At 58.9% G+C, this 25576-nt stretch carries 20 protein-coding genes; 7 read left to right on the top strand and 13 right to left on the bottom strand.

Annotated elements, in window-relative coordinates; all coding sequences use genetic code 11:
* Window positions 1-7: 7 nt before the first annotated feature.
* The 4 genes from K9B37_RS19110 (at window position 8) to K9B37_RS19125 (ending at window position 5206) form a co-directional block, all read left to right on the top strand.
* Complete coding sequence (locus K9B37_RS19110; protein ID WP_439651757.1) at window positions 8-1507, top strand: ABC transporter substrate-binding protein; 1500 nt, start codon at window positions 8-10, stop codon at window positions 1505-1507.
* A gap of 68 nt (window positions 1508-1575) precedes the next feature.
* Complete coding sequence (locus K9B37_RS19115) at window positions 1576-2523, top strand: ABC transporter permease (protein ID WP_224315120.1); 948 nt, start codon at window positions 1576-1578, stop codon at window positions 2521-2523.
* A gap of 20 nt (window positions 2524-2543) precedes the next feature.
* Window positions 2544-3389, top strand: a complete 846-nt coding sequence (locus K9B37_RS19120) for an ABC transporter permease (RefSeq protein ID WP_439651759.1) — start codon at window positions 2544-2546, stop codon at window positions 3387-3389.
* A 23-nt stretch (window positions 3390-3412) separates the two neighbouring features.
* Window positions 3413-5206 carry a gamma-glutamyltransferase family protein gene (locus tag K9B37_RS19125; protein WP_224315122.1) on the top strand — a complete coding sequence of 598 codons (1794 nt, stop codon included), beginning with the start codon at window positions 3413-3415 and terminating at the stop codon, window positions 5204-5206.
* Between the two features lie 52 nt (window positions 5207-5258).
* Here K9B37_RS19125 and K9B37_RS19130 read toward each other — a convergent pair whose 3' ends face one another.
* From K9B37_RS19130 to K9B37_RS19160, 7 genes are all read right to left on the bottom strand, one after another.
* Window positions 5259-6491, bottom strand: a complete 1233-nt coding sequence (locus K9B37_RS19130; RefSeq protein WP_224315123.1) for a phenylacetate--CoA ligase family protein — start codon at window positions 6489-6491, stop codon at window positions 5259-5261.
* 37 nt (window positions 6492-6528) lie between these two features.
* Complete coding sequence (locus K9B37_RS19135) at window positions 6529-7389, bottom strand: ABC transporter ATP-binding protein (protein ID WP_439651758.1); 861 nt, start codon at window positions 7387-7389, stop codon at window positions 6529-6531.
* A gap of 59 nt (window positions 7390-7448) precedes the next feature.
* The gene (locus K9B37_RS19140) at window positions 7449-8771 is read right to left on the bottom strand and encodes an ABC transporter substrate-binding protein (RefSeq protein WP_224315125.1); all 1323 of its coding nucleotides are present in this window, start codon (window positions 8769-8771) and stop codon (window positions 7449-7451) included.
* 76 nt (window positions 8772-8847) lie between these two features.
* The gene (locus K9B37_RS19145; protein ID WP_224315126.1) at window positions 8848-9933 is read right to left on the bottom strand and encodes a branched-chain amino acid ABC transporter permease; all 1086 of its coding nucleotides are present in this window, start codon (window positions 9931-9933) and stop codon (window positions 8848-8850) included.
* Between the two features lie 11 nt (window positions 9934-9944).
* Window positions 9945-10901, bottom strand: a complete 957-nt coding sequence (locus K9B37_RS19150; RefSeq protein WP_224315127.1) for a branched-chain amino acid ABC transporter permease — start codon at window positions 10899-10901, stop codon at window positions 9945-9947.
* 9 nt (window positions 10902-10910) lie between these two features.
* Window positions 10911-11711 (bottom strand): ABC transporter ATP-binding protein, encoded by an 801-nt coding sequence (locus K9B37_RS19155; protein ID WP_224315128.1) that lies wholly within the window; start codon window positions 11709-11711, stop codon window positions 10911-10913.
* Complete coding sequence (locus K9B37_RS19160; protein WP_224315129.1) at window positions 11708-13690, bottom strand: AMP-dependent synthetase/ligase; 1983 nt, start codon at window positions 13688-13690, stop codon at window positions 11708-11710. The genes K9B37_RS19155 and K9B37_RS19160 overlap by 4 nt, the downstream gene beginning before the upstream one ends.
* 385 nt (window positions 13691-14075) lie before the next feature.
* On the opposite strand from K9B37_RS19160, the gene K9B37_RS19165 reads away from it, so the two are divergent.
* The 3 genes from K9B37_RS19165 to K9B37_RS19175 are packed head-to-tail and all read left to right on the top strand — an operon-like array spanning window position 14076 to window position 15759.
* Complete coding sequence (locus K9B37_RS19165) at window positions 14076-14408, top strand: COG4315 family predicted lipoprotein (RefSeq protein WP_224315147.1); 333 nt, start codon at window positions 14076-14078, stop codon at window positions 14406-14408.
* Window positions 14409-14443: 35 nt separating this feature from the next.
* Window positions 14444-14953, top strand: coding sequence for a sigma-70 family RNA polymerase sigma factor (locus K9B37_RS19170; RefSeq protein ID WP_224315130.1), 510 nt, complete (start codon window positions 14444-14446; stop codon window positions 14951-14953).
* On the top strand, window positions 14950-15759 hold the full coding sequence (locus K9B37_RS19175) for an anti-sigma factor family protein (RefSeq protein ID WP_224315131.1): 810 nt from the start codon (window positions 14950-14952) through the stop codon (window positions 15757-15759). The genes K9B37_RS19170 and K9B37_RS19175 overlap by 4 nt, the downstream gene beginning before the upstream one ends.
* Window positions 15760-15775: 16 nt before the next feature.
* Here the strand turns inward: K9B37_RS19175 and K9B37_RS19180 are convergent, their stop codons facing one another.
* The 6 genes from K9B37_RS19180 to K9B37_RS19205 form a co-directional block, all read right to left on the bottom strand.
* A complete protein-coding gene (locus K9B37_RS19180; RefSeq protein WP_224315132.1) occupies window positions 15776-16054 on the bottom strand; it encodes a formate dehydrogenase subunit delta in 279 nt (92 codons plus the stop codon).
* The gene (gene fdhD / locus K9B37_RS19185) at window positions 16051-16896 is read right to left on the bottom strand and encodes a formate dehydrogenase accessory sulfurtransferase FdhD (protein ID WP_224315133.1); all 846 of its coding nucleotides are present in this window, start codon (window positions 16894-16896) and stop codon (window positions 16051-16053) included. Before fdhD ends, K9B37_RS19180 begins: the two co-directional genes overlap by 4 nt.
* A complete protein-coding gene (gene fdhF / locus K9B37_RS19190) occupies window positions 16883-19726 on the bottom strand; it encodes a formate dehydrogenase subunit alpha (RefSeq protein ID WP_224315134.1) in 2844 nt (947 codons plus the stop codon). Before fdhF ends, fdhD begins: the two co-directional genes overlap by 14 nt.
* 11 nt (window positions 19727-19737) lie before the next feature.
* Window positions 19738-21294 (bottom strand): formate dehydrogenase beta subunit, encoded by a 1557-nt coding sequence (locus tag K9B37_RS19195; protein WP_224315135.1) that lies wholly within the window; start codon window positions 21292-21294, stop codon window positions 19738-19740.
* Entirely contained in the window at window positions 21291-21767 is a 477-nt protein-coding gene (locus K9B37_RS19200; RefSeq protein ID WP_224315136.1) for a formate dehydrogenase subunit gamma, read from the bottom strand. Before K9B37_RS19200 ends, K9B37_RS19195 begins: the two co-directional genes overlap by 4 nt.
* A gap of 408 nt (window positions 21768-22175) precedes the next feature.
* A partial coding sequence (locus tag K9B37_RS19205; RefSeq protein ID WP_224315137.1) for a cadherin domain-containing protein occupies window positions 22176-25576 on the bottom strand: 3401 nt, incomplete at its 5' end.

The raw sequence follows: 25576 nt of genomic DNA on the forward strand, positions 1-25576 counted from the left end.
GAGACCATTGAAAAAATCTACCTTCATGCTGGCAGCAGCTGCTACGCTCGCAATGAGCGGCGTAGCAGCTGCCCAGACCCTTAGAATCGGCCTGAACGAGGACCCTGACGTCCTCGATCCGCATCGTGCACGAACCTTCGTCGGCCGTATCGTCTTCACGTCCTTGTGCGACAAGCTCATCGACATCACGCCCGACCTGAAGTTCGTCCCGCAGCTTGCCACCGAGTGGAGCTGGACGGATCCGAAGACTCTCACGTTCAAGCTTCGGTCCGGCGTGAAATTTCATGACGGCGAGCCTCTGAACGCCGCTGCCGTAAAGGCCAATATCGACCGCGCCCGCACGCTTCCGGACAGCTTGCGCAAGAGCGAAATCAGCTCCGTCGAGAGCGTGGAAGTCGTGGACGATACGACCGTCGCTCTGAAGCTGTCCCGGCCGGATGCGACATTGCTGTCGCAGCTTTCCGATCGCGCCGGCATGCTCATGTCGCCGAAAGCTCTCGCCTCCGCGGACTTCGGCCAGAAGCCCGTCTGTTCGGGTCCCTACAAGTTCGTCGAACGTGTTCAGAACGACCGGATCGTTCTTGAGCGCTTCAAGGACTACTGGGACGCGAAGAACTATAACTTCGAGAAGGTCATTTTTCAGCCGATTCCCGATACGACTGTCCGGCTCGCTAACCTCAAGGCGGGGAACCTCGATATGCTCGAGCGCCTCGCCCCGAGCGATGTTGCTTCAGTGAAGGCGGATTCATCCCTGATTTTTGCACCCGTCAGCGGCATTGGCTACCAGGGCCTGACCATCAATACCAATAATGGCGATCGCTCAAAGTCGCCGCTGGGTCAGGATAAGCGCATCCGTCAGGCGCTCGAATATGCTATCGACCGCGATGTCATCAACGAGGTGGTGGGCGCTGGAATCTTCCCGCCAGCCGGGCAACCCTTCCCTCAAGCCAGCCCGTATAACGACAAGAAGTTCGCTGCCAAGAAGCGCGATGTCGAGAAGGCAAAGAAACTTCTGAAGGAGGCAGGTGTCGAGCGCGTGAAGTTCGACCTGACCTTTGGTACGGGCACGACCGCACAGCAGACGGCCGAGATCATTCAGGCCATGGCCGCTGAAGCTGGCTTCGATATCTCGCTCCGTCCGACTGAATTCGCTGCTATGCAGAAGGAAGCCCAGGCCGGTAATTTCGACGTCAACGTCATCGGCTGGTCCGGGCGTGTCGATCCGGACGGCAACATCCACCCGTTCGTCACCTGCAAGGGCGGCCTGAATGACGGGCGTTACTGCAATCAGGAAGTGGACCGTCTCCTGAACGAGGCACGGATCACCAACGACGATGCCAAGCGCAAGGAATTGTATGATGCCGCCCAGACCATCCTTCAGGATGAACTGCCGATCATCTATACATACTACCAGCCCTGGCCGTTCGTTCTGGCAAAGAAAGTTCAAGGCTTTCAACCTTATCCAGACGGCATGATCCGTCTTAAGGGAATGAAGTTCTCATCCTGAACATAAGTCATACGCGTGCCCGGGTTCACCGGGCACGCTCCCCGCAATGCATCTGACGCCAGAGCCACATGCTCCGCTATATTGCCAAACGTATCCTGATTGCCATCCCGACGATCCTGATCGTCTCGGTTCTGGTCTTTACCTTGCAGCAGCTTCTGCCGGGGGACCCTGTGCTAACGCTCGCAGGAGAAGAGCGTGATCCGCAGGTCCTGGCGTTCCTTCGGGAGAAGTATCGTCTCGACGATCCCATACCGGTTCAGTACTTTGCCTGGTTCAGTCAGGTTCTCCAAGGGAACCTGGGAATTTCGTTGCGGACTGACATCCCGGTTCTGACGCTGATCCTCAGCAAGCTTCCGGTGACGATCGAACTTGCCATCTTCGCCATGATCATTGCGCTTGCGATTGGCATTCCGACAGGGATCATCTCGGCTGTCCGCAAAGGCACATCGGTCGACTATGCCGCCAATGTCGTTGCCCTGTCCGGGTTGTCGATTCCGAATTTCTGGCTCGGCATTCTCCTCATCATGCTCATCTCCGTGCGCTGGAAGCTCCTTCCCGCATCGGGTTTCGTTCCTCCAACGGAAGATCTGTGGCTGAACATCAAGACCATGCTCATGCCGGCCTTCGTTCTTGGAACCGGGCTTGCTGCCAGCCTGATGCGCCATACGCGAAGCGCGATGATCGGTGTCATGCGCTCAGACTACATCCGGACGGCCCGCGCGAAGGGATTGTTAAGCCATGTCGTTATTATGAAGCATGCTCTCCGCAACGCCCTTGTTCCGATCATCACGCTGTCGACCCTGCTGTTCGGCGAGCTGCTCGCGGGCGCGGTATTGACGGAGCAGATCTTCACCATTCCGGGCTTTGGTAAGCTCGTGGTGGATGCCGTCTTCAATCGAGACTACGCCGTCGTGCAAGGCGTTGTCCTTTGCACAGCTGTTGGTTTCATTCTCATGAATCTGCTGGCCGACGTCCTTTACGTTCTTGCCAATCCACGTCTGAGGCACTCCCGATGACACTTGCAATTACAGAGGACATGGCTCTTCCCAAGAAGCGAAGCCGCATCCTCACAAAATTTCTGAAGCACCGCAGTGCATTGCTTGGTGCAGGAATCGTCCTGTTCTTCGTCCTCATTGCGATTGCGGCTCCCCTCCTCGCGCCCTTCGACCCGGTCAAGCCAAGCTTCTCGACGATCCGGAAACCGCCATCTGCCCTCTTCTGGTTCGGCACGGATGAGTTGGGGAGGGATGTATTCTCGCGCATGCTCTGGGGTGCTCGCGCTTCACTTTCGGCCGGCGTCATCTCCGTCTCGATCGCCGTGTTCCTGGGCGTCCCGTTCGGCCTCGTGTCCGGCTACTTCGGCGGTTGGATCGATGCCGTCATTTCACGTTCCACGGAAGCGATGCTCGCGATTCCGTTCCTGATCTTCGCTATCGCTCTTGCCGCGTTCCTCGGCCCGAGCCTGAGCAATGCGATGATCGCGATTGGTCTATCCGCCATGCCGATCTTCATCCGTCTGACCCGCGGCCAAGTGCTTTCCATCAAGGCGGAAGATTACGTCGAGGGCGCACGAGCCATCGGGCTTCCGGATTTCTGGATCATTGTTCGCTATATCCTGCCGAACGTCGTTCCCCCCATTCTTGTCCAGGCGACCCTGACGATTGCGAGTGCCATCATCGCAGAGGCAAGCCTGTCGTTTCTGGGCCTAGGACAGCAGCCGCCGAATCCCTCCTGGGGATCGATGCTGAACACCGCCAAGAACTTCATGGATCAAGCACCATGGATGTCCTTCTTCCCCGGGATCGCCATCTTCCTCATCGTTCTCGGCTTCAACCTTCTGGGTGACGGCCTGCGCGATGCTCTGGATCCTCGCGAAAACTAAACTTCTAACTCTGGATCGATAACATGTTCACTACACGGCCTGAAATCCTCGGCACGTTCGGCATCGTCACGTCGACTCATTGGCTCGCCTCTGCCGCAGGGATGTCAATGCTCGAGAAGGACGGCAATGCGTTCGACGCCTGCGTCGCATCAGGCTTTGTGCTCCAGGTCGTTGAGCCGCATCTTGTCGGACCGGCGGGCGAAGTTCCGGCTGTTTTCTATTCGGCCAGGACCGGCAAGGTCGAAGTACTGTGCGGCCAGGGCACGGCGCCGAAAGGCGCGACCATCGACCATTACAAGCGCGAGGGGCTTTCGCTCATTCCCGGAAACGGGCTGCTGGCAACCGTCATCCCGGGCGCCTTCGATGCTTGGATGATTCTTCTGCGCGATCATGGCAGCCTGCGCCTACGCGATGTGCTCGAGCCGGCGATCTACTATGCTGAGAACGGACACCCTTTGCTTCCGCGTGTTTCGGACACGATCAAGGGCCTGAAAAACTTCTTCGAGACAGAGTGGCCGACCTCGGCGGCCGTTTATCTCCCGGGAGGGAATGTCCCCGAGGCGCGCAAACTCTTCCGCAATCCGCAATTGGCAGAAACCTGGAGACGCGTTCTGCGCGAGGCCGAGGCGAAGGGGCGCAACAGAGAGGCGGAAATCGAAGCGGCCCGGGAAGCCTTCTATAAAGGTTTTGTCGCCGAGGCGATCGATCGGTTCGCACGTGATCATGAGATCATGGACCAGTCGGGAGCACGTCACCGTGGCGTCATCACCGCAGACGATATGGCGTCGTGGTCGGCGAGCTATGATACTCCTCTGACGTATGACTATCACAATTATCGGGTCAACAAGATTAGACCGTGGGGCCAGGGACCGGTTTTCCTCCAGACTCTATCCCTTCTCAAAGGCTTCGATCTTCAGTCCATGGGCCCGACGAGCGCTACGTTCCTTCACACGGTTGTCGAGGCTATGAAGCTCGCCTTCGCGGATCGCGAGGCCTATTACGGCGACCCGAATTTCGTGAAAGTTCCTATGGACGTGCTTCTCTCTGACGCCTATGCGGATGAGAGACGCAAACTGATCGGCGACCACGCCTCACGTGAACTCCGCCCGGGGCATGTGGATGGCTTCGAGTTCCAGGTCGAGCGCGCCATGAAGGCCCTGCGCGAGCTCTCTACCACGGACAGCAAGGTTACTGGCGGTGAACCCACCCTGGCGTCCATGCGCTCCGCACGTCGCGGCGATACTGTGCACATCGATGTCGTGGATCGGCACGGAAACATGATCGCCGCAATGCCATCCGGCGGTTGGCTGCAATCCTCGCCCGTAATCCCTGAGCTCGGCTTCATGCTCAACTCCCGCGCTCAGATGTTCTGGCTCGAGAGCGGTCTCCCAGCGAGCCTTGAGCCTGGGAAGCGGCCGCGTACCACGCTAACCCCAACCCTCGCAGAGAAGGACGGAGAACCCTACATGGTGTTCGGTTCACCGGGTGGCGACCAGCAGGAGCAATGGCAATTGCTGCTCTTCCTGCGTCATGCCCATCATGGCCTCAACCTGCAGGAAGCCATCGATCTGCCCATGGCTCATACGGCTCATTTCCCGTCGTCCTTCTATCCGCGCGAGCAGAAGCCCGGGCATCTTGCAGCCGAGGAAACGTTCGGAGCTGAGGTTCTCGACGAACTGCGCACCCGTGGACACGATATCGAGAAGATGCCCGCCTGGACTGTCGGCCGTCTCGTGGCCGCAAGCCGCGACAAGGATGGCCTCCTTCATGGCGCCGCTACGCCCCGGTTGATGCAGGCTTACGCAGTCGGACGCTAACTCAAATGGAATGGCCCTCTGCGAGCCATTTCCCCTGAAACGACGGCGGAGCTCAATCGTAGCTCCGCTCGTCAGCAATCACCTTCCCGTCGTTGGGAAGCGCACCGGGCGGAGCGATCAGCACACGCCCTTTCAGCTTTGTTAAATCCTGAAGCGTATTTGCCAGCGCAGCTTCGAGCGTCGCATCCGACTGCATCGCTTCGGCCTTCAGCGTCATGACATCCATCTCGTTTTCCCGTGTCACTACGAGACGCAGTCGTCCGAGTTGCGGATGACGACGGCCGATTTGGGCAATCTGCTCGGGGCGCACGAACATGCCTTTGACCTTTGTGGCCTGATCAGCGCGGCCCATCCATCCTTTGATTCGCATGTTCGTTCGCCCGCAGGGACTCATCCCTGACAGGGCGGCAGTCAAATCCCCCAAGGCCAGACGAATCCAGGGACGTTGCGGATCAAGAGTCGTTACAACAATCTCACCCACATCACCTGCAGGTACGGGATCGCCCGTTCCGGGCCGAACAATCTCCACGATAATGTTCTCGTTGACGACCAATCCGTCATGTGCCGACGTCTCGTAGGCGATGAAACCCAAATCGGCCGTCGCATAGGCTTGGAGCGCATCAATTCCACGACGGGAGAATTCCTCCTGCAGAGATCTGGGGAAGGCAGCGCCGGAGACAAGCGCGCGCCGGATCGACGACAGATCCCTGCCAGCCGCATCGGCGCCATCAAGCAGGATTTTGAGAAAATCTGGCGTCCCAGTGTAGGCTACCGGCCGATAGGCCTCGATCAGCTCGAACTGCTGCTCCACATTGCCAGGGCCAGCTGGAATGACCGGACAGCCGAGCGCCCTAGCGCCTGAATCCATGATGAAGCCGCCAGGCGTCATGTGATAGCTCAGCGTGTTGAGAACCACATCACCCTTGCGGAAGCCGGCTGCGTACAGGCCACGCGCGGCCCTCCATGGATCTGAAGCGAGGACTTCGGGCTCGAAGATCGGACCCGGTGACGTGAAAAGACGGCCGAAAGCAGAGGCCGGCCCCAGCGTCAGACCACCGAATGGCGTGATCTCCTTCTGCAGGACCGGCAAGCTCGACTTGCGCAGCACCGGTAGAGCCGCGAGCGCCTCTCGGTTCGATATCGAATTGGGCTCAATGCCATGCAACAACTTCGCATAGGTTGGCGTCTGCACCGCGCGCCTCAAGATCTCCGCCAGCCGAGAGAATATGTCTCTTTCTCGCTCGGCGGGGTCGCGGGTTTCAAGCGTATCGAAAAATTCAGACACGTCGTTCACTCTGCTTACAGTTCCGGCGAAAGGGCGATCAGGACAGCCAGCGTTTGCGGCGTTTATAGCTCTTTACCTCCCGGAAAGATTTGCGGCTCCCTTCCGAGACGCCCAGGTAGAATTCTTTCACGTCTTCGTTCTCACGCAGCATCGTGGCAGGGCCGTCCATGACGACGCGTCCCGTTTCGAGAATGTAGCCATAGGTCGCATATTTCAGTGCCATGTTTGTATTTTGCTCTGCGAGGAGAAAGGACACACGCTCCGATTCATTGAGCTTCCGTACGATCTCGAAGATCTCTTCCACGATCTGCGGCGCAAGGCCCATCGATGGTTCATCCAAAAGGATCATCGTCGGTCGAGACATCATCGCCCGACCGATGGCACACATCTGCTGTTCGCCACCAGACGTGTAACCCGCCATGGCGTTGCGCCGCTGCTTCAGGCGCGGAAAGTACTCGTAGATGGCCTCAACATCTCTCCAGATAGCAGCATTGCTGTCTCGCCGTGTGAATGCACCTGTAAGGAGGTTCTCTTCAATCGTCAGGTGACCAAAGCAATGGCGCCCCTCAAGGACTTGAATGCAGCCGCGACGCACGAGTTCGTTCGGCGATAGCTGATCAACCCTCTGTCCTTCGAACGTGATGCTTCCCTTTGTCACCTCTCCACGCTCGGCATGAAGAAGATTTGAGATGGCCTTGAGAGTAGTCGTCTTGCCAGCCCCATTAGCGCCGAGCAGCGCAACTATCCCACCACGCTCCACATTCAGCGAGACACCTTTGAGGACAAGGATCACATGATCATAGATCACCTCGATGTTGTTGACCGAGAGGACGAGGTCTTCTGTCCCAACACCGTTTATCCCTGTCGTCTGCGTGGTTTGCTCCACCGGGACCTCCATGCCGACAGTGTTTGCGGACAGGGCTCGCCCTGCCCGCAGATTTACGCCTTACGTCCGAATCAGCTCGCCTTGTCGCAAGCTTCGGCCCGCTTGGGCCAGCCAGCATTCTTCTCGGCATAATCTTTTGCTGCGGCCTCCAACTGCGCCCGGACACGGTCGCCCATCGGAGCGATGGGATCGGAAATCTTCACCCATTTGGAACCATCCCATTCCTGCATGAAGGCGGGGCGGTGGCCATTGTGATCGACGCACGAAAGAGCGATCTCGTCCGCGAAGCCCTCCAGACCGAGGGCCTTGAGGCGAGCGGGATCGAGCTTGATGGTTTCCATACCACGCCGTACGTCTTCACCCGTCACGACTTTCTTGCCCGTCAGCTTCTGGGCATTGGCGATGGCTTCGGCAATCAGCAGCGAGTTATAAACGCCGCGATTGTAAAGAAGCTCTCCGACCTTTTCCTTGGATGCCTTCGAAAGTCCCTTATCGACCACATTCTTCATGATGTCCTGAAGAGCCGGGTATGTCGTACCGACGCCATGCCAGTTGAGCATCTTGAAGCCCTTTGCTCCTGCGCCACCGCTTCTTGCATCGTCCTCGCCTGGCCACCAGACGGAGAGGAACTTGTCCATCGGATAGCCGGACCGAACGGCTTCCTTGATTGCGCCACCGTTCATAGATCCCCATCCCCACATGATCATGTAATCAGGACGGTCGCGACGCACGCTCAGCCATTGCGAGGACTGGTTCTGCATGTCCTGTGCAGCAACCGGATAAAGTTTGACTTCGAATCCGAGTTCTTTGGACAATTCTTCAAGCAGAGGAATCGGCTCCTTTCCAAAGCTCGCATCGAGATGCAGGAAGCCGATTTTCTTTCCCTTCAGCTTATCGAGTCCGCCTTCCTTGTCGCCGATATATTTAATGATCATCGACATGCCGTCCCAATAGGTGCTCGGCGGATTGAAGACCCATGGAAAGATGTCACCGCGCGCCGATGCGGAAAGTCCGTAAGCCATCGACAGGATCGGGATCTTGTCGACGGCCGCACGTGGGATCAGAGGCAATGTGATGCCGGTTGACCACGGATTGACGATGACAGGATTCTTGCCCTTCACGGCCTCATAGCATTCCACACCCTTCTTGGTGTCATAGCCAGTCTCGCATTCTTCGATAACGAGCTTGACGCCACCTATGCCGCCGTCACGCTGGTTCAGCATTTCAAGATAATCATGCATCCCGTCAGCGATGTGCATGCCGGACCCGGCAAAGGGGCCGGTTCGGTAAGTAAAGAGAGGCACATAAATGGAATCCTGGGCTGTGGCAGGCAATGTCGCTCCCCCCATGAGGGTTGCAACCGCCAAACCCAAGGTCACACTACGAAACGACATCTGCACTCCTCCCATGTTTTCCGGTTGGACCGGACCTTGTCGAGCGACGTCTCCTCAGGCGGCCTTTCGATTCAATTCAGTAGGGGAAAGGCCAGACCAGAAGCTTCTGTTTGCCGATCTGCCAAAGCCGCGCGAGTCCGTGTGGTTCGACGATCAGGAAGAAAATGATGAGTGCACCCACAATCATGAAACGTAGATGTTCGATCGTCTCTGCACCTATCGAGAGTCCGAAAGGCACGAGAAGAGCCGGCAGGATAATGCCGAGCAGGATCGGCATGATGAAGATCAGCGCAGCACCGAAGAACGACCCTATAAGACTGCCGAGGCCGCCGATGATCACCATGAACAGGATGAAGAAGGACTGGTTGATGTTAAAAACATCGTATTCCGCGCCGCCATACCAGAGGAAGACCATCAGTGCTCCGGCAACCCCGCAATAATAGGACGACACAGCGAAGGCGAGAAGCTTCGTCTGAAGTGGGCGAATGCCTATGAGCTCGGCTGCCAGATCCATGTCGCGCACAGCGATCCACATACGTCCGATGCGGCCACGCACCAGGTTCGAAGCAAGCCAGGTCAAAGCGATGACGAGGGTCAGAACGACGATATAGCGCGCCTGAGACGTTGCCGTCGCTCCAACGACGGGTATGCTGAAAACCGTGCGAAGAGGCGCATCCAGCGCTCCGGAGACGTTATAATTCACGAGCCATGGCACGCGAATAAAACACCATTGAAGAAAGAACTGCGCCGCCAGGGTCGCGACCGCGAGATAGAACCCTTTGATCCGCAATGACGGCAATCCGAACAATGCACCGACTGCTGCCGAGAAGAGGCCCGATACCAGTATCCAGATGATGACATTCACATCCGGAAAAGCCGTCATGAGCTTGTAACAGGAATAGGCGCCGACCCCCATGAACGCGCCTGTTCCAAGAGAAAGCTGCCCCGCATATCCGGTCAGGATATTGAGTCCGATTGCGGCGAGGGAGAAAACCAGGAACGGAATCAAGACGGCCTGGAGCAGAAAATCCGTGCCGACGAAGGCGAGGCCATAGGCCGCGACGACGACAACGGCGAGCCCAGTCCGATCCTCCCGCAGGCGAAATACGGCCATGTCGGAAAAATAGGTCGTCTTGAACTGTCCCGCTTCGCGATAGAGCACGTAGTATCCCTTCAAATCCGTTCTATGATGCGTTCTCCGAACAGCCCTTGCGGCCTGTAGAGCAGGAATAGAAGCGCGATGACGTAGGCGAGCCACGTGTCGATGCCGCCACCGACCAGCGGTCCCCAATAGAATTCACCGACCTTCTCGCCCACACCAACGATCAACCCGCCGATGATGGCTCCTGGAACCGATGTAAACCCACCCAGGATGAGCACCGGAAGAGCCTTGAGCGCGATAATCTGAAGAGAGAACGAGACGCCGGAGCGCGCACCCCACATGATCCCCGCAACAAGCGCGACAATTCCCGCGGCGAACCAGACGATGACCCAGATCTGGTTGAGGGAAATGCCGACGGAGAGAGCGGCCTTGTGACTGTCGGCGACGGCGCGCAGCGCACGGCCTATCCGTGTTCTCGAAAAAAAGACGGCGAGAGCCGCAATGATGATCGAGGCGATGACAGCGGCCGCGATGTCGAGGTGCTGGAAGCGAACAGGCCCTCCCAACAGCGTCAGTTCCGTCGTGCCCTGTGGGAGATAAAGCGCGTCGGCAATCATCTCCTTGGGCGATCCCCCGAAGACTAGCTCGCCGAGGCCAACCAGAAAATAGGTCAGGCCGAAAGTCGCCATGAACAGGATGATGTCGGGCTGGTTTACGAGTGGACGGAGAACGATCCTCTCCACTGCTATAGCAAGTAGCAGCATGACGCCCGCTGTCAGCAGGAGCGCGAGCAGCGCCGGGACGCCTTTCTCGTAGAGTCCGACCAAGGTCAACGCGGCAAAGACCACCATGATCCCCTGTGCGAAGTTGAAGACTCCGGAAGCTTTGAAGATCAGGACAAAACCGAGGGCGATCAGTGCATAAAGAACACCGGAGACAAGCCCCTCCCAAAGTGTCTGCAAAAGAAGATCCGGCGCTTCGCTCATGAAGAGGAAGGGCTCGACGAAGGCTTTATAGAGGATGTCCATCGGCTCTCCTCAATGCGCCACACCGAGATAGGCATCGATGACCCGGGCGTCACTCTTGACCTGCTCGGGCGTTCCATCGGCGATCTTTCGGCCATATTCCAGCACGACGACCCGGTCGGAGAGATCCATGACGACACTCATGTCATGCTCGATCAAAGCGACAGTTGTTCCGAATTGCTGATTCACCTCGATGATGAAACGGGCCATATCCTCCTTTTCCTCAAGGTTCATGCCGGCCATCGGCTCATCGAGCAACAGGAGATCCGGCTCCATAGCCAGCGCCCGACCAAGCTCCACACGCTTCTGAAGACCATAGGGAAGTCTCCCCACGGGAGTTCGGCGGATATGCGGAATTTGCAGGAAGTCGATAATGTCCTCGACGACCTTGCGATGAGCAACTTCCTCCTCGATAGCTGGGCCATAGCGGAGCAACTGCCAAAAAAACCCAGCCTTCATCTTGAGCGAGCGCCCCACCATGATGTTGTCGAGCGTGGACATGCTCTTGAAGAGAGCCACATTCTGGAAGGTGCGCGCAATGCCACCGCGGGCAGCCACATGTGGCCGCATTTTGCGACGCATCTCTCCCTTGAAAATGATACGGCCATCCGTCGGGTGGTAGAATCCGTTGATGCAGTTGAGCATCGACGTCTTGCCGGCGCCGTTCGGACCGATGATCGCGCGGATCTCGCCTTTGCGGATATCGAAAGACACGCCGGTGAGCGCCTTCACGCCTCCGAACCTCAGGGAGACATTCTCGACGGCGAGAAGCGTGTTGTCTGTGTCCCTGTTAGGCTGTAGAGGAGGCCTCATTCCGCCGCCTCCCGCAATGCGGGGCCGCTCTCGACAGAGTGAAGAGTCATGTCGCGGATCTTGACGCGTGCGGAGATCGTTCCTTTGCGCCCGTCCTCGAATGTGATCTCTGTCGTGACCATCTTCTCCTGCGATCCGTCATACAGCGCCTGAATAAGGTCCGCGTAACGCTCAGCGATGAAGCCACGTCGAACTTTTTGAGTCCGCGTCAGCTCTCCGTCGTCGGCATCGAGCTCCTTGTGAAGGATCAGAAAGCGCTTGATCTGCGCTCCCCCCATCCGCGGTTCGCCTGCAAGGGAGCGGTTGACCTCATCGACATGCCTTTCGATCATGTCGTAGACGAGTGGGTGACCGGCAAGCTCCTGATAGGAGGCATAGGTCACGCCCGTCCGCTCGGCCCAGCTGCTGACCGCCACGAGATCGATATTGATGAAGCAGCCGACATAGTCCCGTTCGCTGCCGAAACACACCACCTCTTTGACGTTCGGGTAGAACTTAAGCTTGTTTTCGATGTACTTTGGCGGAAACAAAGAACCATCTTGCAATCGCCCGACATCATTGGCGCGATCGATGATCTTGAGATGCCCGGCGGCATCAAAGAATCCGGCGTCACCGGAGTGCACGAATCCGTCTGGGGTCTTGGTCTCGGCGGTCTTCTCGTCATCCTTATAATAGCCGAGAAAGACTCCCGGTGAACGGTAGAGAACTTCGCCGTTCTCGGCGATACGGATCTCGACGCGCGGAGCCGGCTTGCCCACCGTATCCGCATGGATCTCTCCGTCTGGTTGCATGGTGATGTAAACAGAGGCTTCCGTCTGACCGTAGAGCTGCTTCAGATTGACGCCGATGGACCGATAGAACCGAAAGATTTCAGGTCCAATGGCTTCTCCTGCCGTATATCCCACCTTCAGCCTGGTCATGCCGTATCTGTTGCGCAGGGGAGCGTAGACCAAGACGTTTCCGAGATGCCAGATGGCACGATCCCACCATCCGACCTGAACGTCGCCGTTGAGGATCCTCTCGCCGACTTTCGTGGCATGGTCGATGAAGAATGTGAACATGCGCTTCTTGAGAGCACTGGCATCCTCCATGCGGACCATGGTGAGGGTCAGCATGCTCTCGAAGACGCGCGGTGGGGCAAAGATGTAGGTTGCTCCGACCTCACGCCTGTCATCGGCGATCGTTTCAGGGCTCTCGGGACAGTTCACGCATAGCCCGGACAGGATCGCCTGAGCGTAGGAGAAGATGTGATCGCCCACCCAGGCAATCGGCAGATAGGCAATGATCTCATCCGTCTCGTTCAGCTTATCGAAATTGCAGCCGATTTCCGCAGCAGCGATGACGCTCTCGAAGGTCAGCATGACGCCCTTGGGGCGCCCAGTCGTGCCCGAGGTATAGAGAATTACGGCGAGATCGGACCCCTTGCCTTTCTCCAGTTCAGCCTGAAGCGCAGCCTGTCTCGCCGGGCTCCTTAGCTGCTCCGATCCTCCTTGGATGACGGTCTCGATAGAATGGAGGCGATGATGGTCGTAGTCTCGCAAGCCCCTGACCTCATCATAGAGGATATGCTCGAGTTGAGGCAGGCGGGACGCTACGGAAAGAAGCTTGTCGACCTGTTCCTGGTCCTGAACCGCGGCGTGAGTGACCTCGGCATGAGCCAGCACATAGGCCATCTCATCGGCCACGGAGTCCGCATAGACCGGGATCGGTGTCGCGCCGATCCACTGGGCAGCCATGATCGTCCAATAAAGACGGGGCCGATTGTGTCCGATGACGGCGATTCTGCCGCCGCGTGTCAGCCCCAGATCGAGAAGACCTACGGCGTAGGCTCGGACGATGTGGTGAACCTCGGCCCATGTCCAGGATTGCCAGATCCCCAGATCTTTATGCCGAAATGCCGTCCGATGAGGCCGAATGCGGGCATTGCTGACGATCAGCTTCGGGAACGTATCCTCGCGCGAGTCAGCAGTCGCCGTCACCGACGCCTCCTCTTCGGACACTGCACGTCAAGGAGACGTGCAGTGCGGCTTCGTTTCCTCTGTGGCGCAGTTTCTCCTACGCCCTCCGCCGGTTGGATTCGGCTTATACCCTTCTGACGGGCATGATGCCGGCCATCTTGTATCGTGCCCGAGGTTTCGACAAGGGCTCGTCGCCTCCGACGGACCACTACGATGGGCTAATACGCCCCGCAGAGTTGGGACCTGGATTTTGCGACTTAATTCAGGATGCGTTCGATCAGACGTGGAATAAACCGCGCCATTGAGCGTCTTTCTCTCGGGTCAGTGATGAACCCAGGGGAGAAATGCTGTGGTCAAAATGATACTCCGTACCTCTATTGTTCTTGGCGCTCTGCTCGGCGCGAGCATGGCAATCGCTCAAACGGCCATGCCGGCCAAGACCGCCGAGACGCCGAAAGGAAAAGCTCTCGTCGACGCGAAAGGCATGACACTCTATACCTTCGACAAGGACGCAGCAGGCAAGTCCAACTGCAACGGGACCTGCGCTCAGAACTGGCCGCCGCTCATGGCCGACGCCAGTGCAAAGGCCTCGGGAGACTGGAGCACGGTGAAGCGGGACGATGGCTCCATGCAGTGGGCCTACAAGGGTAAACCGCTTTACACGTGGGCAAAAGATACCAAGCCCGGCGAAACGACCGGCGACGGTGTCAACAATATCTGGCACATTGCGGCGCCATAGAGCCAAGTCGTCTGAATAGGACGAGGTATCCCATCTTGGATGAGATTGCTGCCCTTCTCGAGCCGCTGATTCCGAGCCTCAGGCGTCACGCCTGGGCTCTTCTGCGCGACTCCGAAGCGGCTGACGATCTCGTCCAAGACACTCTTGAACGTGCCATCAGCCGATGGCATTCCCGTCGACGGGACGGCGGCCTGAAGGCCTGGCTTTTCGCCATTCAGCACAACCTCTTTGTGGATCGGATTCGTCAGCAGAAGCGGCGAGGCATTCACGTCGGCACGGACGCTCTGTCGGAGCTGACCATACCGCAACCCGAACAGGAGGATCACGTCGGCTTGCAGGACGTCCTTTCGGCCCTGGATTCCCTCTCGGAGGAGCAGCGCTCCGTCATTCTTCTCATTGGCGTCGAGGATCTTTCCTACGAAGAAGCCGCCAAGACATTGGCTATTCCCGTCGGAACTGTCATGTCGCGTTTGAGCCGGGCCCGGGAGCGCATGAGGCGATATATGGAAACGGGCCGCACGACAGTGCTCAGGAGAGTGAAATGACTGCTGAGCGACCAATCGGCGAGGATGATCTCCACGCCTATGTAGACGGTCATTTGCCTCCAGAGCGCCGAGCGGCCGTTGAAGCCTATCTGAGCTCGCAGAAAGACGCTGCGGAGCAGGTTGCCGCGTATGTCCAGCACCGTGACGCATTGCGCCGGCGCCTCGCCGCGAAGGCAAGCGAACCCATCCCCGCCCGCCTCCGCATCGCCAATGTCATGGCGGACAGCCGGCCGCACTCCCTTCGCGGTTGGAAGAACATGGCAGCCGCGGCGGCATGGCTTCTTGTCGGCTCAGCCATCGGAGCCGCGGGTCATGCCTGGATCACGTCCGGCACCACCCCTGCGCAGCAACCGCAACAGGTCGCACAGGACGCGATCGCGGCCTATCTCACGTATGTGACCGAGACCGCCCATCCCGTCGAAGTTGGGGCCAATCAGGAAGCTCATCTGGTCCAATGGCTTTCGCGCAGGCTGGGGAAGCCCATCTTGGCCCCCAATCTGAATGCGCAGGGCTTTCATCTTATCGGTGGGCGCCTGCTGCCTGCGGAAGCATCGCCGGCAGCGCTCTTCATGTATGAGGACGAGCAGGGAAAACGCCTGACGCTCTATGCCAGATCCGGCGGAGGCGAAGAGCCTACGGCCTTCCGGTTCGAGGCGAAAGGTGATGTCGCTGCTTTCTCCTGGATCGATAAGGATCTATCCTACGTGATCACGGGCCGTACGGACAGGGCAACGCTGCTGACGATTGCAGAAGCCATCTATAAGCAGATGGAAACCCGAGCTCCTATCAGCAAGGACAAGCTTTAAAGGCAGCTCTCGGCTGTCATCCGGCATCACTCTCCAATTGTCCGAGCTGTTCTGGGCCGGCAATTTGCTTTTCGATCGGACTTTCTGCAGTTCGAAAGGTCTGCAGCGCTTTGGTGACGAGCAGATCCAGCTTTCCTTCGCCCCGTTCTAAGTCAGCTAAGAGAGCATCCCGCATATGCGGTGTCCAAAATGCCGCGATATGGTCACGGATCCCGGTGATGGCCTGCTGCTCCGGATAGGACCTGAAAAAGTCCGCGATCTGGTTGGCCATGCGGGCCAGCTTTTGGGTGGTCATGGCAAAGCGTCCAGTATGCCGATGCGCTCGCGTCCGTGAAACACCGTCATGGTGTCACGACGAGCGACAGCGACGAGCGTCATGTCGTGGAGGCGCGCGCGATCCACGGCGAGTGACGTCGGCGCAGAAATTGCGACGATGGCCCTCCCTCCGAAAGCTGCCACTTTTTCCACCAGCTCAAAGGAACAACGACTGGTGACGATGCAGAAACCATTGTCGGGGGCAATCGTGTCTCGACAAAGGGCGCCAATCAGCTTGTCCAGTGCATTGTGGCGTCCGACATCTTCGCGAACCACGACAAGGTTTCCGTTGAGATCGGCCCACGCTGCCGCATGGACCGCGTGTGTCGCCGCGTTGAGAGGCTGGCGCAACTCAAGAGTATCGAGAGCAGATCGTATTGAAGCGATCGGGATGACCGGGCCGTCGTTCCCGAACGTTCGGCGCGCCACCGGCAGTGAATCGAGATCGTCAATCCCACATACCCCGCATCCCGTACGTCCGGCGAGGGCGCGCTTGCGCGCGAGGTGTATGTGAAGTCGCTCGGCGGACAAATCGACCAAGAGCTTGACGCCGCGCGGCTCCCGTTCCACGCGGATTGAACGGATGTCAGACACCGTCTCAACGATACCTTCGGTAAGGCTGAAGCCGACAGCGAAATCCTCCAAGTCACTCGGGCTTGCCATCATGACGGCAAATGGGATTCCAGCATAAACGATATTGACGGGCTCCTCGGCAGGAATGGCCCGCGTTGCAGCCATATCGTCCTCTTTCTCGAAGGAGACGATGGAAATTGCGGCCTCCACAGCCGTGGGAAGCGCAGTCCCTGCCCTATTCGGCTGCATTGAGAGGGGTCTCGATGCGCTTGAGGCGCTGCTCCTCTTCAAGGAACATCTCCTGCCAGTCGGAAAGTCGGTTGGTGCGTCGCACCTGCACGGCTGTCACTTTATACTCGGGGCAATTGGTCGCCCAGTCGGAATAGTCCGTGGTCACGACGTTCGCGCCTGTCTTGGCATGATGGAATGTCGTATAGACGACACCCGGCTGCATGCGTTCGCTGATGAGGGCTCGAAGAGTAATGCCGCCGGAGCGGCTTTCCAACAACACCATGTCACCGGCCACGATCCCGCGGCTTTCCGCATCGAATGGATGGATCTCGAGAACATCCTCCTCATGCCAGCGGCTGTTTTCGGTTCGGCGTGTCTGGGCCCCGACATTGTATTGTGTGAGGATACGACCCGTCGTCAAAAGCAGCGGGAAAAGTGGTCCGGTGCGTTCTTCCGTCGGCACGAACTCGGTCAGCATGAACTTGCCCTTGCCGCGGACGAAGCGGTCCACATGCATCGTCGGAGTGCCTAACGGAGCAGCCTCGTTGCACGGCCACTGAATGGAACCGAGCAAGTCGAGCTTTTCATAGGACACGCCGGCAAACGTGGGAGTCAGCCTGGAGATCTCGTCCATGATCTCGCTCGGATGTGCATAGTTCATCCGATAGCCGAGAGCGTTCGAGAGGGCGATTGTGACCTCCCAGTCTGCCATTCCGGCAAGTGGCGGCATCACTTTGCGGACGCGATTGATCCGCCGCTCCGCATTGGTGAAAGTGCCATCCTTTTCCAGGAACGAAGAGCCTGGAAGAAATACATGGGCGTATTTTGCAGTCTCATTCAAGAAGATGTCCTGAATGACGATGCATTCCATCGACTCAAGTCCAGCGGTCACATGCTGTGTGTCGGGGTCGGATTGCGCAATATCTTCCCCCTGAATGTAGAGACCCTTGAAACGCCCCTCGACCGCTTCGTCGAGCATGTTCGGAATGCGAAGTCCCGGATCGCTCCGGAGCGGCACGTTCCAGAGCGCCTCGAACATATGCCGAGTCGCATCGTCGGAGACATGCCGATAGCCGGAAAACTCATGGGGGAAGGATCCCATGTCACAGGATCCTTGCACATTGTTCTGACCGCGCAAGGGATTGATACCAACACCGCCCCGCCCGAGGTTTCCAGTCGCCATGGCGAGATTGGCCATTCCCATGACCATGGTCGACCCCTGACTGTGCTCGGTGACACCCAGGCCATAATAGATTGCCGCATTGCCACCCGTAGCGTAGAGCCGTGCGGCGGCGCGCATGTCAGCTGCCGGAACGCCGGTCACGCGCTCGACAGCCTCAGGCGAATGGCGATCTTCGGCAATGAAGCGTGCCCAGGATTCGAAGTCCGCCGGATCACAGCGCTCACGAATGTAGGCCTCATTCACGAGCCCCTCGGTCACCACGACATGAGCCAGCGCGTTGATGAGGGCCACGTTCGTGCCGGGAAGCAATTGCAGATGATAATCCGCGAGGACATGCGGCGACTTCACGAGATCGATCCGCCGCGGATCGATCACGATGAGGCGTGCCTCCTCCCGAAGGCGGCGTTTCATGCGTGAGGCGAAAACGGGATGGCCGTCGGTCGGATTAGCACCGATCACCACGATCACGTCGGCCTGACTTACAGAGGCGAAATCCTGCGTTCCGGCCGAAGTGCCAAGGGTCGTCTTGAGGCCGTATCCCGTCGGCGAATGACAGACGCGGGCGCAAGTATCCACATTGTTGTTGCCGAAGCCGGCGCGAACCAGCTTCTGAACCAGGAAGGTTTCCTCATTCGTGCAGCGGGAGGACGTAATGCCGCCGATAGAATCACGGCCATACTGCGTCTGGATGCGCTTGAATTCACTTGCCGCATGCTCGAACGCCTTCTCCCACGACACGATCCGCCAAGGATCTGTGATCTTCTCCCGTATCATCGGCGTCGTGATGCGCTCCTTGTGAGTCGCGTAGCCCCACGCAAAGCGGCCCTTAACGCAGGAATGCCCCTCGTTGGCCTTGCCATCCTTGTAGGGCACCATGCGCACGACGGTGTTGCCCTTCATCTCCGCCTTGAAGGAACAGCCGACGCCGCAATAGGCACATGTGGTGATCACGGAATGCTCAGGCTTGCCGAGCTCGATCACGCTCTTCTCGTTCAAGGTGGCCGTAGGACAGGCCTGGACGCAGGCACCGCAGGATACGCACTCGGAACCGAAGAAATCCGTCCCTCCAGGCGAGACACGGGAATCAAATCCTCGTCCCTGGATTGTTAGCGCGAAGGTTCCCTGCACTTCCTCGCAAGCCCGCACACAGCGCGAACATACGATGCATTTGGAGTCCTCGAAGGTGAAGTAAGGATTCGAGGTGTCGATCGGCGCCTTGAGATGGTTGTCGCCTTTGTAGCCGTAGCGGATCTCGCGCAGGCCCACGTCGCCGGCCATATCCTGTAGTTCGCAGTCGCCGTTCGCCGAGCAGGTGAGACAGTCGAGCGGATGATCGGAGATGTAGAGCTCCATGACGCCGCGCCGCAGATCGGCCAGGCGCGACGTCTGCGTGTGAACGACCATGTCGGCCTCTACGGGGGTGGTGCAGGACGCCGGCGTTCCACGACGCCCTTCTATCTCCACGAGACAGAGGCGACAGGAACCGAAGGGCTCAAGCGAGTCGGTTGCGCAGAGTTTGGGAATCTTGGTGCCCATCATCATGGCCGCCGCCATGACCGAGGTTCCGGCCGGCACCGTCACCGCCTGCCCGTCGATAACGAGGCTGACCATCGCATCGGACTTGCGAATGGGTGTTCCGTAATCCGTTTCCTGAATCAGAGCCATCGCAATGCGCCTCACTCAGCCGCCGCGCGCAAAGGCGGTGCTTTGTCGAAATCATCAGGGAAATGTGCGAGGCCACTTCGCACGGGAACCGGGGTAAGACCGCCCATGGCGCAGAGGGACGCATCGGTCATGAGCTGACACAAATCATCGAGAAGCGCGAAGTTTCTTTCCCGCTCCACTCCCGCGATGATGCGATCGAGCACTTCCACGCCACGAACCGCACCGATCCGGCACGGCGTGCACTTTCCGCAGCTCTCCGCGGCACAGAATTCGAAGGCAAATCGAGCCTGCTGGGCAAGATCGACGGTATCGTCGAAAACCACGATCCCGCCATGGCCCAGCATGCCTTTCGCCGCGGCCAATGTTTCGTAGTCGAAGGGAAGGTCCAGCATCGATTCCGGAAAATACGCTCCCAGGGGACCACCAACCTGGACAGCCTTCACCGACCGTCCTGTCATTGTACCGCCGCCGAAATCGTAAACAAGTTCGCGAAGCGTGACGCCAAATCCCAGCTCGATCAGCCCGCCCTGTCTCACATTGCCGGCGAGCTGGACGGGCATCGTCCCGCGGGAGCGGCCCATGCCATAATCCGCATAGGCCTTCGCTCCATGCGCGAGAATCCAGGGGATCACCGCGAAGGACAGGGCATTGTTAACGACAGTCGGCTTCCCGAAGAGACCCTCGATGGCCGGCACCGGTGGCTTCGCCCGCACGACCCCGCGCTTTCCCTCAAGACTCTCAAGTAACGAAGTTTCCTCGCCGCAGATATAGGCGCCTGCTCCCAGCCGGGTTTCCAGCTCGAAGGATCGCCCAGATCCCAGAACGGACGGTCCGAGATATCCGGCCTCTGTCGCAATCTCGATGGCGCGGCTCATCACTCGGAACGCGTGCAGATACTCGGACCGGATATAAATGAACCCCTTTGTTGCGCCGACGGCGAGGCCCGCAATCAGCATCCCTTCGATGAGGCAAAAGGGGTCCCCTTCCATGAGCATACGGTCGGCGAAAGTGCCGCTGTCTCCCTCATCCGCATTACAGACGACATATTTCTGACCCGCGTCGCGATGCAGGACCGTGTCCCACTTGATTGCCGTCGGAAATCCGGCACCACCGCGCCCACGCAGGCCCGACTCCCTCACCTCGTCGACGACAGCGGCGGGTGCAAGTCTCAAAGCGCATTCAAGTGCTTTGAACCCATCATGAGCGCGATAATCCTGCAGTGACAGCGGATCGACGATACCGCATCGTGCGAAGGTCAGGCGGCGCTGACGGGCAAGATAAGAATGCTCCTCCATTCGCCCAATCCGGCGCGCATGAGGTGCCCCTTGCAGGAAGCCGGCCTCGAAGAGACTTGGAATGTCTGCAGGGCTCAATGGCCCATAGGCGATGCGCCCCTCAGGCGTTTCGATCTCGACCAGTGGTTCAAGCCAGAACAATCCGCGCGAACCCGTCCGGACAAGATCGAGAACAATGCCACGTCGGGTCGCTTCATCGGACAGCATGTGGCCGATCCGCCCGGCGCCTAGCGCCAAGGAGGCAGCATCCTGGGAGAGAAAGACCCGCATCATGAATCCCTCGCCTGCTGGACTACGGCGTCGAGCCTGGCCATGTCGAGCCGCCCGATGGGCTCACCGTCGAAAAGAGCAGAGGGCGAGCACGCACAAAGCCCAAGGCAATAGACACCCTCTACCGTAAGAGTTCCATCCCGGGTCGTCTCGCCCCAGCTGATTCCCAACTTGGAAAGGAAGTCGATCGCGAGTCCTGAGCTGTTCATGGACTGGCAGGCCTCTGCCCGGCACAATTTGAGGACATGTCGGCCGGGCGGCGTGCGGCGGAAATCGTGATAGAAAGTTACGATGCCATGGATTTCTGCCTTGGAGAGGTTGAGGGCTGAAGCAACCAGGGGAATCGCCTGATCCGGTATAAAACCGAACTCATCCTGAAGGGCATGCAGGACAGGCAACGCGGCGCCATCGAGCGACGCATGCATCGCGATGATCTCGGAGGCGCGGGAATCATCCCATTGGACCGGCTTGAGCATCTTCTCCCCTGGAATGGCTCTGACCTGGGGAAGACTGACCAAAATCAGGGTAGCATGCAATAAGACTCATTCACGCTGCGGCATGCGCCCGGTGGAGCATCACAGGTTCAGCGTCTGGCGCTCAGCCTCGGCCGTGGGGACTTGGATTGGAGGCGCTGTCGAGAGAGGCGTTATCGAGATCAACCGAGACACCTTCAAGCCAATTTACAGACGGCCCCGGTCAACAGCAAAGATGAGGCGCTGCCGCTCTGAAAGACGGGCTCTAGTCCCGCAGGACCGCTTCACCCCAAGGAACGAATGTCATGAGACTATATACCTAAAAGCGAGCTTCGCCCTCGAATCGACGCCATACAACAAGAAAGGCCCCGGTGTGCTCCACACCGGGGCCTTCGTTCATCCAAGCACGGTTTAGATGAAGAGCATTTCCTTGTAGGAGAAGCCCTTGAGCGCCTTGTTGTTGGTAAACGTGGCAATCGCCACCCCGGCCTTCGACCCCGAGCCGTCGGCATCATAGTACAGCACGTGCTTGTGGCTGTCGTAGACGAAGAAGTCGTCCTTGTCCTTGGCCTTGTCGAGGCTGAAGAACTTCGCCGCCATCTTCACCGGCTTGGCCTCGGTGCCCTTCTTGATCGCCGCATAAAGCGTCTTGTTCGCCTTGAACAGCGCATTGTCGAGCCAGATCGTGTCGTCCTTGACCGAGTAGTCCTTGATCAGGTCCTTATTCTTGGACTTGTTCAGCTTGGTGTCGAACACGAAGGTGTCCTTGCCCTTGCCGCCGGTGAGCTGATCGTTACCCAAGCCACCCCACAGCTTGTCGTTGCCGGCCCCACCGCCGAGCCTGTCGTTCTTGGCGCCACCCTTGAACACATCGTTGCCGGCGGTGCCCGCCGTGACCTCGGGATTGACGTCGTTGACGGCAATCGCAAAGGTCTGGTTGGCGACGCCGCCATGGCCGTCGGTGACCTGGACGGTGACGTTGTGGGATTTCGCCTGTTCGAAGTCGAGCCTAAAGCCATCGGCGACCAGGATCTGGGTGCCGGAGAGCATGAAGCGGCCGCCGGCATTGTCGAGCAGGGTATAGGACAAGGCATCGTGATCCGCATCGGACGCCGAGAGCGTACCGGCGAGCGTGCCGGCGGCCGCATATTCCTTGGTCAGTCCCGTTGCGGCAAAAGACAGACCAGACGGCGCATGGTTCGTCGTCGGCGTTTCATCAACGTCGCTCAGGTTGATGCGGATTGTCTGCTCCGACGATTTGTGATCGGGGCTTGTATCCGTAGCAACGACTTTGATGTCGTAGTACTTGGCTCCATTCGGGAGAGCTTCCCAATCAAGCTTTGTGCCATCAGCGACCAGGATTTTTGTCATGGTCGCGTCGAGCATGAAGCGCCCACCCGCGCTGTCGCTTAGCGAGTAGGTTACGGCTTGCCCTTCCGGATCATGCGCCGTCAGAGTTCCCACTTCCGTATTCGTAGGTGTGTTCTCGGCAATGGTGACAGCCGTGGCGGCATTGAGACGGATGTTGTCCGGCCCCTCGTTGACATCGGCGATGTTGATCTTGAAGGCCTGCGTCGCGCTGACACCGCCCGGCTTGCCGTCATCGGCCTTCATATAGACCATGACAAACTTCTGGTTTGCAGGGAGCGTCTCGAAATCGATGCCGGCCTTCAGCTTGAGCTGCTTGTTGCCGTTGCCGTCGTCGACGATCTCGAACAGGTTGTTGGCATTGCCGGCAACCGTATTGTCGAAGGTCCAGGTGAAGGTGGTATCGCCTGGATCGCTGTCATGCGCCGAGAGGTTGCCGGTGAAAGCGGCGTTCTCGTTGATGTCGACCGACGTCCCGCCGTTCAACTTAAGATTATCAGGCGCGTGATTGCCTTGCACGACGTCCTTCACGGTGATGGTGAAGGTTTGGAAGGTCGACAGAGAGCCCGGACCGCCATTCTTGTCCGAGACTTTCAGGGTGACAGTGAAAGGCTGGTCCCCGACTCCGTCTGGAAGTGCCTTTGCGACGGTCAGATGGCCGGTCGCATCGACAGCAAACAGACCACCGGCATCGGCCGCGTTCCCTAGCGCGTCCTTGAGTTCGAAGACGAGGCCTGCCTGCCCGTCCTCCGGGTCGTGGGCAGAGAAGACGCCGACTTGGGTAGTGAGACCAGCATCCTCATTGACCTGCGCATTGGAGAGGCCGTCGATGACAGGAGCGTGTTCTACGTTCTTAACGATCACGTTGACCGCCTGAGCGGTCGTGCCGCCCTGGCCGTCCGAGATGTTGACCACTAGGTTAAAAGGCGTGTCCGTTGTTACTGGCAGCTTGCTGGCATCTGCGATGCTGATCACACCCGTCGCGCTGTCGATAGAGAACAGCCCGTTCTTGGTGTCCGCCAGTGCAAAGCTGATCACCCCGCCATCGGTATCGTGCGCAGACACCGTCGCGATAGAGCCTAGCCCGGCATCCTCGTTGAGCAGGATGTTGCCCTGAGCATCCTTCGTGCCGTGGTTCGTCGCCATCACGCCGTCAGACACCGGAAGCTGGTTCACGTTGTTGACCGTGATCGACACGTTGCCGTTCGCCGTCAGCGAGCCGTCAGAGGCCTGCAGGGCGTAGCTCTTAGTGTCGTTGGCCGTCACGTCGATGTTGCCGTCGGCCACCTGGATCGTGTTGCCGACGATCTTGAACCGGCCGTCGGCGCTGGTCGTGCCGCCGTTCAGTCCCCCCTGGAAGGTGTAGATGATCGTCTGGCCGTCCACGTCCGTCGCCGCCAGCGTCGCCACCACGGTGTTCGCTGCCGAATGCTCGTTCACGTTGAACGAACCCGACGGCGCCGGAGGCGGGTTGTTCGCCGCCGCCGCAATCGTGAAGGTGTAGTTCTCGGTGTAGGTCAGCGTTCCGTTGCCGGCGTCATAGGCCACAACACTGAGCGTCTTCGTGCCCACATCCGCCGCCGTGATTGCCGCATTCGTCTTGATCTGACCCGTCGTGGCATCGATCGTAAACTTGCCGTCCGTCAGCGTGCCGTTGGCGAACTTGTAGAGGTTGTTGCGGAACCCCGCATTCAGCGTGTCCGGATCCACCGCCGTGGCCAGGACCACGTTGGCGCCGGCTCCCGTCGCGCCCGCTTGCACCGTCTGCTGGCCGGTAAAGGTGAGATCCGTCGCCGCCTCGTTCACGTCGCCGACCGTGACCGTGATCGCCTGGGTGGCACCCGTCAGGCTGCCGTCATTGGCCCGGACATAGACCGTGTAGGTCTGCTGGGTCTCGTAGTTCAGCGCATTCGCCGCCACCTGCAGCTGGTTGTTGACAATCGTGAACAGGCCACCCGCATTACCGCCACCCGCCTGCGTCGTGTCGAACGAGTAGGTCAGGTTCGCCGCCGGCGTCGCGTCGTCGGTGGCGCTCAGCGTGCCCGAGAACGCCGCGCCCTCGTTGATCGTCACCGCCGTGCCGCCGTTCACCACCGGTGTCGATGGCGCCGTGTTCACGTTGTTGACCGTGATCGACACGTTGCCGTTCGCCGTCAGCGAGCCGTCAGAGGCCTGCAGGGCGTAGCTCTTAGTGTCGTTGGCCGTCACGTCGATGTTGCCGTCGGCCACCTGGATCGTGTTGCCGACGATCTTGAACCGGCCGTCGGCGCTGGTCGTGCCGCCGTTCAGTCCCCCCTGGAAGGTGTAGATGATCGTCTGGCCGTCCACGTCCGTCGCCGCCAGCGTCGCCACCACGGTGTTCGCTGCCGAATGCTCGTTCACGTTGAACGAACCCGACGGCGCCGGAGGCGGGTTGTTCGCCGCCGCCGCAATCGTGAAGGTGT

The organism is Microvirga puerhi, from assembly GCF_020089865.1.
GTDB lineage: Bacteria > Pseudomonadota > Alphaproteobacteria > Rhizobiales > Beijerinckiaceae > Microvirga > Microvirga puerhi.